This window comes from Aeribacillus sp. FSL K6-3256 (assembly GCF_037965805.1).
GTDB lineage: Bacteria > Bacillota > Bacilli > Bacillales > Aeribacillaceae > Aeribacillus > Aeribacillus composti.
Genome location: NZ_CP150188.1, coordinates 3,036,708 through 3,049,937, shown reverse-complemented (window position 1 = coordinate 3,049,937; position 13,230 = coordinate 3,036,708). Strand labels below are relative to the sequence as shown.

The window sequence follows — 13,230 nt, the reverse complement described above, 5'->3', positions numbered from 1 at the left end:
GATATATGACGTGGAGGTGAAAAATGATGGCAAAACAACAGCAAAACAAAACAAATGCTCAACAAGTGAGAAAGCAAAACCAACAATCAGCTCAAGGATTTGGAACAGAATTTGCTGCTGAAACAGATGCACAACAAGTAAGACAACAAAATCAACAATCTGAACAAAATAAACAACAAAATTCTTAACTATTAATTTTGAATGTTTCTTTTAAAAGAGCCAGGCAAAAAGCGGAGAACGTTTCAGCTCTCCGCTTTCTTTCATTAAAGGAAAAAAACATAGATGATGATCGCCAAAATGATCCGATAAATAGCAAATGGTGTAAGTTTAATGCGGTTGATCAGCTGCAAAAAGAATCTTATGGCCAAAAGCGCGAAAATAAACGCACTGATGAATCCGGCGATAAAAAACGGCAGGACGTCGATCGTGAAATGCTCCCAATTTTTAATAAGAGAAAGACCGCTCGCCCCCGCCATTATCGGCACAGCCATAATAAACGTAAAATCGGAAGCTGCACGATGGCTTAAACCGGCTAAAACCCCGCCGGAAATCGTTGAACCGGAACGCGAAAAACCAGGCCAAAGGGAAATGCATTGGATGAGGCCGATGGTTAGCGCTTGTTTGTATGTAATTTGATCAACCGTTTCTGCTTTCGGTTTTCTTGGACCAAATAGGTCTGCTGCAATCATTAATAATGCCCCTAACACAAGGCCGACTAATACGCTATGAGCGGAAAACAAGTACGTATCAATATAGTCTTCAAATAAAAAACCTAAGACGGCAGCAGGAAGAAGTCCTGTGATGACAAGGCCAAGCGTTAATCTTTGACCGTTTTGATGCTGCATTTTCTTAATCTGTAATAAATCGAAAAAGCGATCTTTAAATACGATCACCGCTGCTAGTATTGATCCAAGCTGAATGACGACTTTAAAAGAGTTGGCGACAGGCTCTGAATATATTTCTTTAGATTTTAGAAGAATGTCATCAACAAGAATCATATGTCCAGTAGAAGAAACAGGGGCAAATTCCGTTAACCCTTCAACAATGCCTAAAATGACTGCTGTGATGATTTCCCACACGATATAGTAACTTCCTTTCTCTCAAAAAAAATCAAAGTTTGTAATGATTCAATCTTGTCAGATTGTACATAATGAATGAATGGAGAGTCAATAATAATTTTGACCTAAGCGTTCATACGACAAAACTTCTTAATTGTCTACATAACTTGTCAAAGGAATCAAGTGAAATAGTTAGAATATGTATCCATAAACATTTTATTAGGGAGGGATTCATTTGAATACATATAACCGCTTTGATCTGCTAGTTGGCGAACAGCTTGAAACGATGGATAAGCTTGTATCGCTTCAATCTAAAATAGAGCATTATCAACAAATGGAATTGGAATTTTTGAGACAAAATGATGATAAGAAATTGCGTTCTGTGCAAAAAGAAATTGAAAAAATGAAAAATGAGTTGATAGACATTCAAAAAACGTTTGAAAAGCAAACGGAAGAAGTTATTAAAATGTACCAAATCGAAATGTATGACTCGAGTCAGCCATTTTAGCGGCATGGCTCTTTTATTTTCTTTTTGAATATCAAACGTTATAATAAAGAAAAATGATTTTTTCGGATTTGAAGTGAACTGTTCATTAGAAAGTAGGGAACAAAATGGCGCTGCCAAAGGAAGGAGATATCATTCAAATACACAGTTATAAACATAATGGATGCATTCATCGTGTTTGGGAGGAAACGACCGTTTTAAAAGGATCGCAAAACTGTATTATTGGCGGCAACGATCGAACAACGGTTACCGAAGCTGACGGCAGAACTTGGATTACAAGGGAGCCGGCGATTTGTTATTTTCATGCACGTCATTGGTTTAATGTAATTGGAATGATTCGTGGTGACGGCATTTATTATTATTGCAACATCAGTTCTCCTTTTGTTTGGGATAATGAGGCATTAAAGTATATTGATTATGATTTGGATATTAAAGTGTTCCCGGATATGACCTATACACTGTTAGATGAAGATGAATATGAACGGCATAAGAAATCAATGAAATATCCGCAAGTCATTGACCGTATCTTAAAGAATAATGTGAACAAATTAATTTATTGGATACGCGGTAGAAAAGGTCCGTTTTCCCCTGAATTTATCGATCAGTGGTATGAAAGATATTTAACATATTTATGATGGAAAAGTCTGTTGGAGTATCAACAGACTTTTCGCTTTGCATTGATCTGAAAGGAGAGAAATGGTTGGGTTCGATTAAACGCTATTTTCAATTTGTAAAACCATATAAAAAACAAATTTTTTTAACGATTTTCATCGGGATTATAAAGTTTGGCATTCCTTTGTTAATTCCTCTCGTATTGAAATATATCGTCGACAATATTTTAAACGGATCATTATCAAATGACGTAAAGATAGAGATGCTTCTTTTTTTAATGGGCATCATGTTATTTATATTCCTCGTCATACGGCCGCCGATCGAGTATTATCGGCAATATTTTGCGCAATGGACGGGAAGCAAAATTTTATATGATATTCGCGATCAACTGTTTACTCATCTTCAGCGGCTGAGCTTAAGATATTATTCAAACAATCGTGCGGGAGAAATTATTTCGCGGGTGATTAATGATGTTGAACAAACAAAGACGTTTGTTATTACGGGCCTTATGAATCTATGGCTTGACCTTTTTACTATTATATTTGCCATTGGGATTATGTTTACGATGGATGTCACGTTGACCATTGTATCGATTATGTTGCTTCCTATATACGGATTGTCAGTTAAATATTTTTACGGCAGGCTTCGTCATTTGACAAGAGTTAGGTCGCAGGCGCTGGCAGAGGTGCAGGGGCATTTGCATGAGAGGGTCAGCGGAATGGCTGTCATTCAAAGCTTTGCGAATGAAGAGCATGAACAAAAAGAATTTGATCGTGAAAATCGCAATTTTCTTGAAAGGGCGATTGATCATACAAAATGGAACGCCAAAACGTTTGCTGTTGTTAACACCGTTACTGACCTAGCGCCTCTTTTCGTCATTTTTTACGGGGCTTATGAAGTGATACAAGGGAATTTAACGATCGGGACGATGGTTGCCTTTACAGCCTATATTGATCGGTTGTACAATCCTCTTCGCCGTTTGATTAATTCATCAACTACTTTAACACAGGCTTTCGCTTCAATGGACAGAGTATTTGAGTTTCTTGACGAACCTTACGATATTGTTGATAAACAGGATGCAATAGCAGCAGACAAACTTTCGGGGGAAATTATTTTTGACAAAGTATCCTTTCGCTATCATGACAACGAAGAATTTGTACTAAAGGATATTCATTTAACGATTCAAAAAGGGGAGACGGTCGCTTTTGTCGGGATGAGCGGAGGGGGAAAATCCACCCTTGTGAGTCTTGTTCCGAGGTTTTGGGATGTAACGGAAGGAAAAATTTTGTTGGACGGCATTGACGTTAGAGATTATAAAGTGCAAAGCGTCAGGGAGCAGATCGGCATAGTTTTGCAGGATCCTTTTTTATTCAGTGAATCGATAAAAACGAATATTTTAATTGGCAAACCAAATGCAACGGATGAAGAGGTCATAAAAGCGGCCAAAGCAGCTAACGCTCACGAGTTTATTATGAGTTTGCCTGATGGCTATGATACGAAAGTGGGCGAAAGAGGCGTGAAGTTATCCGGCGGTCAAAAACAGCGAATTGCAATTGCCCGAGTATTTTTAAAAAATCCGCCGATTTTCATTTTGGATGAAGCTACGTCTGCTTTGGATTTAGAAAGTGAACAATTTATCCAAGAAGCCCTTGATAAACTGGCAAAAAACCGTACGACCTTAATTGTTGCCCATCGTCTGTCTACAATTACTCATGCAGATAAAATTGTACTAATTGAAAACGGGAAAATTGTTGAAACCGGAACTCATGAAGAACTAATGAAAAAGCGCGGACATTACTATAAACTATTTCAAATTCAGCAATTGGGTGAATGGTAAAAAATACCGCAGTAAAATGGGTAATTAGCCATTTGCTTTGAAATCCATAATATACTTTAATTTTAGCAAGACTTTTGCCAGTCAAGTTTTTCATAAATTTTTGATTCAATCCCTTTTGAAAAAACGATTTTGGTAGAATAAAAGAAAAGACTAAATTCGTATAAGAACGGAGGTTGTCATGGCGGCGGAAAAGCAGTTAATTGAAAAAAACTTTTATCAAACATTATTAAAAGAAAATGAAACGAAACATCCGATCCAACTGCTTGGGGAGCTTTTTCAAGAAGAACAAAAAAAGGTCGCATATGATCTGTCTTATGTACGCTATGCTCAAGGAGAAGTATATTTCCACCACAAAGATTATGAAGCGGCGATTTTTAAATGGGAAAATATAGAGAATGAGCTGGCGCCATGGGCGAGAAAAAATATCGGAGATGCATATTTTGAATTAGGATTATTTTCATCTGCGGAAGAAATGTACCGTTCCATTGAAACGGATTCAAAAGTTCTTAAAGCAGAAGCATCGCTAAAGCTGTTTTCGCTTTACCGTCTTCAAGGAGAAAAAGAAAAGGCGTATGAGGCGATTCGTGATGCGGTATCGATCAACCCTGACCATGGTCAAGCATCCACCATCGCTATTCAATTTTATGAAGAACAGGAAGATTGGGACAAAGCTGTCCATCTTACGGTTGAAGAATTAATTCGGACTGAAAAAGCGGAATGGTTTCAGCGTTTGATCAATTATGTTGAACAAGGTTTTGTCAAAGAAAAAGAGCCGGATTATTTCTTTAAAGCATTAACGGTTTTATACAGAACCGACGTAGAGCAATTCGAGAAGCTTGCTGTTTCGCTGTGGCGATGCTATAAACACGATCAAAAATATTTTATTCCATGGTTAAAAACGATAAACAATCTAATTTTCAATGTGAAAGTGGACGAATTTCAGCATTGGGATGAAATATCGCGCTTTTATGAAGAATCCTATAATAAGCTTCTTGGCGGATCATATTTACTAAAAGAGCTTCAAGATATTATGCCGGACATTTTAGCCAATTGGCTGAAACTATCGACAGGAAAACAACTATCGACCGCTGCAGCAGCTGTCGTTGCATGGAGTGAAATTTACCGTTCAAGCTTAGATGAGAAAGTGATTGAAGAAGCGGAGCACGTTTTGGCATCAGGTAGTCATGATCGTGCTGATGGTCATGAAGCCAAAAAACGGCTATTTGCGAAGCTGGCCGATTGGGCGGAAATAAATCAAGTAAATCTTGGGCAGAAATATCATTGGATATTAAAAAAGATTTTTGAACAGAACGAACATTATTTGCTCATTGTTGGAGAAAGCGGTTTTGCCCGATCGCTGCTTGGCCATTCTCTTCCAAGCATTCCTTCATCAAAAATTACTATTTACTGCCATGAAGACCGGACAGACATAAAGCAAATAAATAATGAAAGCATAACAGATGTATTCGCTGAAGAAGATGCGGCAGTTCGTGAAGATGGAACAATTGTTGCGGTATGTGCGCCTAATGATTTGTTAAACGATCATAAGCTAAGTTTAATAGAAGTACCTGACATAGAGCATGTTGATCAAGAGGAGCTAAAGGAATATATACAACTGGCTGATGGGTTGGTATATGTCCATCCAGAGCATCAACCTGCTTCAGTTGAGAAAATGGTAGAAAGCCTGGCATCGATTGCTTTAAAAAAGGAGCTTCCAATTTACTTTTTGCTTGAAGATAGCGGCATGCTTCATAATCATTTTAAAGAACAAATACTTGACTTTTTCCCGGAAGCTGAATTTTTCCCATTCCCTTCAAGAAATGAAGGAGAGAAGCGGAAACAGTCCTTCGCTGAATTTATTCATTCACGTTTTCCGTTTCATCAAGATAACAAAACGGAGAAGCTGTTGTTTTTCTTGAAAAAAGCTATTAAATATGCTTATAGCAAACGGATGGAATTAGAGCAGCATTTAGAAGAAAACATCGATAAAAATAAAGAAATCGTGTCTCGATTAAAAGGATTAATACACAGCCTTGGCGATATGGAAAATGAAAAAGCTAAGGAATTGAGGCAGTCACTCCGCTCCACATTGGAAGAGATAAAAAAGGATCTTCATGATGAGTTAAGGACTATTTTGCGATCTGCATCGAAATTCATAACGGAAAACAGCGATTTCAGCCATTTACACATAGAATTGAACAAAAAAATGAACGATCAGGTGAAGGCGCATTTTGCTGAAACGCTGCTTCCAAAAATGTCACAAAAAATGGGAGAATGGGTTTCATTTGCTGAAAGCGAGCTAAAACAATGCCAAGTCTATTTAGATGAAATGTGTGAATCGTTTAATTCATTGTACGGTCATGACCGTGTGAAGCTTATGTCTGATTTCAAAGTAGTGGATGATTGGCGGCGGGATATTGATCGTCTGACAACAGTGGTGAACATCGAAGAAGAAAATATTATGAACCGCTTTAAGCCTGCACAAGTTATATTAAAAGGAGCAGGAAAGCTGTTTTCGTCCATTGGGAAAAACAAGCTGTTTATCGCACAGCAATACAAAAAATACATTGAAACTGAAACATTCGATGATGCGATTCAATCGATGATCCGAAAATTTTTTGCTCAATTCGACTTATTTGAAAAAGGAATTGAACGAGATGTGAAAATGTTTTTCCGTGAACCTGTTCACAACCTTGAACAAATTGTGCAAGAAGGAGAGCAGCAAATTCGGACAGATCAACAACAATTGGACAGCTTGAAAACAAACCCAGAGATTTATTATGATCCGCTGACAGTTTTTGAATTAAACTTAAGACAATGTGAAATATTGAATGAATACCATTCCTTAAACAATAAAGCGGTCGAAACGAATATAAATAAGTTTTCTAGCGGAGATTAAAGCAATGCTTAGCACATTTTTAGATTAGGGGCTGTCCATAAAGTCAAATCCCCATTGAAAAACAAAAAAATCATAAACATCGATATATCAACGTTTCTAAAACATTAAAGGGGGCGTCAATAAGCCGAAAAAACGACTTATTAGACAGCTCCTATTTATTTTATTAGTAGAAGTGAAACGTAGGTCGAGACTGTCTGAGAGCTTTGAGCTCAAAAAGCTGACGTGATTCTAAAGGAGCCTCCTTGTGATAACATCCAACAAAGCTTTGAGTTGGAAAGCTGAGAAAATACAGCTGTTCCAAATGATATAAAACTTGCCTGCGCTTGGATGATATAAGACGATTTCAATTTAACAAGATGAAGCGGTTTGGAAACAGCATTTCGGCGGGGATCAGTTGGATCTTGAAGACAAATTAAAACGCAGCCTTTATCTGCAAAGCTGCGTCCATGAAATTCCAGTTATCATTTGCAGAGGATAAAAATGAAATAAGATTTATTTCCAAGGCAGAAAAGCTCCCGATACTTTTCTGAGAGAAGAGAGGTCATTCAGCTTCTCAAATAAATTAAATGATTGTCTTAAAAAAGATGAAAGACTACTGAATTCATGAATGAAATTCTGTAGTCTTTTACAATTTTTTGCTTTTTTCATCGCCTTCTGAAGGCTGTAATACACGGAGATGAACTTGTTTACTCTTCATCGTTTCTCTTTTTCTTGTTTCTGCCGTTCTTTTTCACACGGAGATGAACTTGTTTACTCTTCATCCTCCACATGAATTTTATTTTCTTTTTTATGGAAATGTTGAAAGCTGTTAATCAATGTATCTAAATGCTCCAATTGATCGTGATAATCAACGATGGCGGAGACTAAAGATAGTATTTGGTAAAACGAATCGGAATCTTCCGCTTCTTTTTCAAATTTCAAAAACGCTTGAATGAATTCTTTTCGATTAAATTTGTCATAAGGAAGCAGGTCTTCATCGTGATTGTTTTTAATTTTTTTTGTTATTTTTAACAGCGCCTGCTCATGCAAAATTAATAAAAAGTCAAGCTCTGATATAAGCATTTCATGGAGCTTTCTAGGTATTTGCCGAAGTTCGTTTTCCAAGCAATGAATTTGGCGCAATGTGTAAAATGCCCTGTTCGTTGTGATAATCATCTGTCTATACAGGACAAGTTTTCTTGATTTTGGCAATACCTTCGCTTTAGAATAAGTTCGCTCTTCTTTGTAAAGCAAAAATAAATGATCAAGTTTTATCAGCTGATCTTTGATTTTGTCTATTTCCTCTTTAAGAGGGGCAAACTCAGATTTATTTCGAATATTGATCCGAATCCATTTCATAATCTCATGGGAAATTTCGGTAATTTTATGGTAAAGCTTTGTTTCGTATTTTGGCGGCATAAATATCAAATTAACAAAAAAAGCTGATAAAACCCCAAGTAAAATCGTTAAAAACCGTATGGTAGCAAACTGCACAAAATCGTCACCTGTTGTTTCAAGTATCGCAATAACCGTTACTAAAGCAATTGCGATTGTGTTTTCAATCTTTAATTTTAAACAAATAGCAATGGTAATCACTGCTGTAAGACCAATAATAAACGGGTTTGTTCCGAAAGAAATCCCGAATAAAACTGCGACAACAGCGCCGATTATATTTGCCTGAACTTGTTCAATGACGGTTAAATATGATCTATATATTGACGGCTGTATCGCAAAGATAGCTGCAATCCCTGCAAATGCTGGAGATGGAAAATGAAGCATCTCTGCCAGCATTAATGCCAGTGTAATTGCAATACCTGTTTTTAAGATACGGGCTCCAAGTTTCATGTTGAATAAAAATTTTTCCTTCCTTTCATCAAAAAGGTTGTAAGCTATTCAGACTATACATTGTTTAACACGAATATTCAAGGTTATTTTAAGAGAAAGGAAAAAATTAACACTCTTGTAATATGATATGATCCTTTAATATAGACAGACCAAATAGTTACGTTGTGATCGAGCGAACTTTTGCACTTTTTTCGTACAACTGAAGAGGCGGCAGTTTTACATCACCTCCATCGTTTCCAAAAGAAATAAACAACCTGAGTCCATAAATATCGGGCTCAGGCTGCTTAAAGATTTACTTTTTCATTTTGCCTGCTTGTGCAGTAGTAGGCGCTTTAGTAAGACTCATTTTTTGTCATGTGAAAGCTGTTTAAACGATTGTTCGACTGCCGAAATGGTTTTTTTAATGTCCTCTTCTGTATGAGCGATTGTAATAAACCAGGCCTCATATTTAGACGGCGCCAAATTAATGCCTTGATGAAGCATCAGTTTGAAAAATTTAGCAAACATTTCTCCGTCTGTTTTTTCGGCTTGCTCATAATTCGTCACCTTTTCGCGTGTAAAATATACTGTTAATGCACCTTTTAAACGGTTGATGGTGATCGGTATATTATATGATCTTCCAGCGTTTAAAATGCCTTCTTCAAGCATCATGCCGAGCTTATCAAGATAGTCATAAACTCCTTCTTCGCTCAGCACTTCCAAACAAGCAATTCCTGCTAAGATCGATGCAGGGTTTCCTGCCATCGTCCCTGCCTGATAAGCCGGTCCTAATGGCGCCACCTGCTCCATAATTTCTTTACGGCCGCCGTAAGCTCCGATCGGAAGGCCTCCGCCGATAATTTTTCCAAGTGCGGTTAAATCAGGCTCTACATGAAGCAGATTTTGGGCACCGCCGTACATAAATCGAAACGCTGTAATAACTTCGTCAAAAATAAGCAGCGCGCCTGCTTTGTGAGTAAGCTGTTTGACTGTTTCTAAAAATCCTTCCTTAGGTTCCACAATACCAAAGTTTCCGACAATTGGTTCAACTAAAACGGCTGCAACTTCATTTCCCCATCTATGAATAGCTTGTTCAAACGACTCCACATCATTAAAAGGTACAGTGATAACTTCTTGAGCAATGCTTTTTGGTACCCCTGCGGAATCAGGCGTTCCAAGGGTAGATGGACCTGATCCTGCTGCGACAAGCACCAAATCGGAATGTCCATGGTAGCACCCGGCAAATTTAATGATTTTATCCCTTCCTGTGTATGCACGGGCAACTCGAATTGTTGTCATTACTGCTTCTGTTCCAGAATTGACGAAGCGGACCTTTTCTAGAGAAGGGATAGCTTCTTTTAACATTTTTGCAAATTTGATTTCATGAGGCGTCGGTGTTCCATATAGGACGCCTGTCTCGGCAGCGTGCTTGATTGCTTTTGTAATATGAGGGTGTGCATGGCCGGTGATGATCGGGCCATATGCTGCTAAGTAATCGATATATTTGTTGCCATCAACATCCCAAAAATAGGCGCCCTGCGCCCGCTCCATTACAACAGGCGCTCCTCCGCCGACAGCTTTATAAGAACGGGACGGGCTATTTACCCCTCCTACAATATGTTCGAGCGCTTCTTTATGCAGCTGTTCTGATTTTGTAAAATTCATTGTTTCACCTTCTTTTTTACTTAACTGTACAGCCAAAAATATTCAAGCATCCTCGTTTATTCTAGCACTTTTCATAAAAAAGAAAAAAGGTGCATGCAAATTGTTAATTTCAAATAATTCGAGTAAACTAATGTTTGTGATTGATCGATGGAGGTTACAGCTATGAATGTCATTGAAGTAGAGAATTTGCGCAAAGAATTTAAAAGCTATTCAAGCCGCTCTGGATTAAAGGGGGCTTTTCGCGATTTATTCACTAGAAACTATAAAATCAACAGAGCTGTTAATGATATTTCCTTTACAGTGAAACAGGGAGAAATGGTGGGTTATATAGGCGAAAACGGCGCAGGGAAATCGACAACGATCAAAATGCTAACAGGGATTTTAACACCGACATCAGGGAAGGTCCTGGTGAACAATATGAATCCTCATAAGGAACGGGAAAAGTTTGTCCGGACAATCGGTGTTGTATTCGGACAGCGTTCACAGCTTTGGTGGGATATTGCTGTTCAAGAGTCATTCAGGCTTTTAAAAAAGGTATATAAAGTGTCCGATCAAGATTATAACGAACATATGGATCATGTCATTAAAACGCTGGATATCGGCCCTTTGTTAGATAAGCCGGTGCGAAAGCTGTCATTAGGGCAGCGGATGAGATGCGAGCTTGCCGCAGCATTAATTCATAATCCTCCTCTTTTATTTTTGGATGAGCCGACGATCGGCTTGGACGTTTTAGTCAAGCTGAAAATTCGTGAATTTTTGAAAGAGATAAATGCAAAATACAAAACAACGATTTTGCTGACGACACATGATATTGCGGATATAGAAGCATTGTGTGAACGCGTCATAATGCTTGATGAAGGAAAAATTATATATGACGGCTCTTTGGACCATTTGCGCGGGAATTGGGGAAAAGGGAAGCAAATTGAATTTCAATTTGCCTCTTCTGTTGATGAATCCCTTTTATTGCAATTAACGAGTGGTTTTCACGTGCAATGGATGAAGGGAGATAAAAGCAATGTTTGGATCGCGCAAATTGCGAATCATGAGGAAATGCCGGAAATCATTAGCCGCGTCATGAAGGCTCAAACTATCGTGGATCTAAGCATTAAAGAAATATCAACGGAGGAGATTATACGCAACATTTATGAAAAAGGTGATGCGAACAGTAACTTAGAAAAGGTGATCATGAATGTCTAAATATTTGGAAATGATCCGCATCCGTTTTTTAATGATGCTCGCTTACAGGACAAACTATTATTCTGGAATTCTCATATACAGCATTAATATCGGTGCTTACTACTTTTTATGGACAGCCATTTATGGGGGAAAAGAAAGCATTCAAGGTTTAGATGCAGCGCAAATGGTGACATACGTGGCAATTTCATGGATGGCAAGAGCATTTTATTTTAACAACATCGACAGGGAAATCGCAATGGAAATTAGAGAAGGAAAAGTGGCAGTGGAGCTGATTCGTCCCTACAATTATCTTGGCATGAAAACGATGCAGGCGTTTGGAGAAGGCGTTTTTCGCCTTTTCTTTTTTTCCATGCCTGGAATGGTGATTGTAAGCTTTATTTTTCCGCTCGAATTGCCGCTTGATTGGCAGGCGTGGTCTTTTTTTGCCATTTCCATATTTTTTAGTTTTGTTATTAATACAGAAATTAATTTATTGACAGGAATCTCAGCTTTTTTCTTATTTAACAACGACGGACTAATGAGAGCGAAACGCGTCATCATTGACTTGTTTTCCGGACTGCTGCTCCCCATTAGCTTCTACCCAGTTTGGGCTCAAGAAATAATGGAATATTTGCCTTTTCAAGCAATCAGTTATATTCCAAGCATGATCTTTACAAAAGGATTCCAAGAGGCTGAAATTACAGACGCTATTCTTTTTCAATTGTTTTGGTCCATTTTATTGATCATTCCAATTTGTGCTATGTGGGCGGTTGCGAAAAGAAAAATGATTATTCAAGGGGGGTGAAAAAATGTTTTATGTGTCAATGTTTTTTCAATATATCGCTCAATATTTAAAAACAAGGATGGAATACAGAGCGGATATGATTGTAGAGATATTGTCTGATCTATTGTTTCAGGCAGTAAATTTAGTTTTCATTCTCGTCGTATTTGGACATACAGAATCGCTTGGCGGCTGGCAAAGAGATGAAATTATTTTCATTTATGGCTTTTTCTTAGTTCCTTATGCTTTATTCAGCACCTTTTTTAACATTTGGGATTTTAATGAACGATATATTGTAAACGGTGAAATGGATCGCATTTTAACGAGACCGATCCACAGTTTGTTTCAGGTGATATTGGAGAGAATGGAGCTTGAATCGCTTTTTGGCGTTATTACAGGGCTTGTTGTCATGGGGTATGCAGCAGCCCGGCTGAATCTTACTTTTCATTGGTATGACATTTTTATTTTTATTCTATTTGTATTTGGCGGCACCCTTGTCTGCGGCAGTATTTTTGTTGCACTTGCATCGATTGGGTTTTGGTCGGATGCAAAAACATCGATTATGCCAATGATGTATAACATTGGAAACTACGGCCGCTATCCAGTAAATATTTACAACGATGTGATACGTTTTATTTTAACGTGGATTTTGCCGTTTGCCTTTGTGGGAGTTTATCCGGCTTCCTATTTTTTACGAAAAACGGATTGGTATATTTACGCTTTTTTAACTCCTGTGATAGGCCTTCTGTTTTTTATTTTGTCGGTTATTATTTGGAATATTGGAGTGAAGCGATATCGAGGGGCAGGAAGCTGATCATAGTTTCCTTTCGTTAAGCGATAAAATTCAAAGATTGTTGACATCGGTTTGGTTGACGAACAAGTTTCCTTTAGCTA

10 protein-coding genes and 1 pseudogene are annotated in these 13,230 nt (G+C 37.8%); 8 read left to right on the top strand and 3 right to left on the bottom strand.

Annotated features, from left to right (window positions below; genetic code table 11):
- Positions 1 to 44: 44 nt before the first annotated feature.
- A pseudogene (locus NSQ84_RS14720) lies at positions 45 to 188 on the top strand (gamma-type small acid-soluble spore protein); the annotation flags it as partial.
- 75 nt (positions 189 to 263) lie between these two features.
- Here NSQ84_RS14720 and NSQ84_RS14715 read toward each other — a convergent pair.
- Positions 264 to 1,079, bottom strand: a complete 816-nt coding sequence (locus NSQ84_RS14715; protein ID WP_144598206.1) for an undecaprenyl-diphosphate phosphatase — start codon at positions 1,077 to 1,079, stop codon at positions 264 to 266.
- Between the two features lie 214 nt (positions 1,080 to 1,293).
- Between NSQ84_RS14715 and NSQ84_RS14710 the strand changes: the two genes are divergently transcribed.
- The 4 genes from NSQ84_RS14710 (at position 1,294) to NSQ84_RS14695 (ending at position 6,911) form a co-directional block, all read left to right on the top strand.
- On the top strand, positions 1,294 to 1,566 hold the full coding sequence (locus tag NSQ84_RS14710; protein ID WP_232515610.1) for a YgaB family protein: 273 nt from the start codon (positions 1,294 to 1,296) through the stop codon (positions 1,564 to 1,566).
- Between the two features lie 104 nt (positions 1,567 to 1,670).
- A complete protein-coding gene (locus NSQ84_RS14705; RefSeq protein ID WP_063386259.1) occupies positions 1,671 to 2,198 on the top strand; it encodes a DUF402 domain-containing protein in 528 nt (175 codons plus the stop codon).
- 65 nt (positions 2,199 to 2,263) lie between these two features.
- Positions 2,264 to 4,012 carry an ABC transporter ATP-binding protein gene (locus NSQ84_RS14700; RefSeq protein ID WP_066247284.1) on the top strand — a complete coding sequence of 583 codons (1,749 nt, stop codon included), beginning with the start codon at positions 2,264 to 2,266 and terminating at the stop codon, positions 4,010 to 4,012.
- Positions 4,013 to 4,190: 178 nt separating this feature from the next.
- Positions 4,191 to 6,911: a GTP-binding protein gene (locus NSQ84_RS14695; RefSeq protein WP_339197281.1), complete on the top strand. Its 2,721-nt coding sequence runs from the start codon at positions 4,191 to 4,193 to the stop codon at positions 6,909 to 6,911.
- Between the two features lie 750 nt (positions 6,912 to 7,661).
- On the opposite strand, the gene NSQ84_RS14690 is transcribed toward NSQ84_RS14695, so the two are convergent.
- Positions 7,662 to 8,735 (bottom strand): aromatic acid exporter family protein, encoded by a 1,074-nt coding sequence (locus tag NSQ84_RS14690; RefSeq protein WP_066247279.1) that lies wholly within the window; start codon positions 8,733 to 8,735, stop codon positions 7,662 to 7,664.
- A gap of 342 nt (positions 8,736 to 9,077) precedes the next feature.
- Entirely contained in the window at positions 9,078 to 10,379 is a 1,302-nt protein-coding gene (locus NSQ84_RS14685) for a glutamate-1-semialdehyde 2,1-aminomutase (RefSeq protein ID WP_339212024.1), read from the bottom strand.
- A 162-nt stretch (positions 10,380 to 10,541) separates the two neighbouring features.
- Between NSQ84_RS14685 and NSQ84_RS14680 the strand changes: the two genes are divergently transcribed.
- From NSQ84_RS14680 to NSQ84_RS14670, 3 genes are read left to right on the top strand one after another with little or no spacing between them, the layout of a single operon-like run.
- Positions 10,542 to 11,576, top strand: coding sequence for an ATP-binding cassette domain-containing protein (locus NSQ84_RS14680; protein WP_063386255.1), 1,035 nt, complete (start codon positions 10,542 to 10,544; stop codon positions 11,574 to 11,576).
- Entirely contained in the window at positions 11,569 to 12,360 is a 792-nt protein-coding gene (locus NSQ84_RS14675) for a hypothetical protein (RefSeq protein WP_063386254.1), read from the top strand. The genes NSQ84_RS14680 and NSQ84_RS14675 overlap by 8 nt, the downstream gene beginning before the upstream one ends.
- Before the next feature lie 4 nt (positions 12,361 to 12,364).
- The gene (locus tag NSQ84_RS14670) at positions 12,365 to 13,150 is read left to right on the top strand and encodes an ABC-2 family transporter protein (protein ID WP_063386253.1); all 786 of its coding nucleotides are present in this window, start codon (positions 12,365 to 12,367) and stop codon (positions 13,148 to 13,150) included.
- Positions 13,151 to 13,230 lie beyond the last annotated feature (80 nt).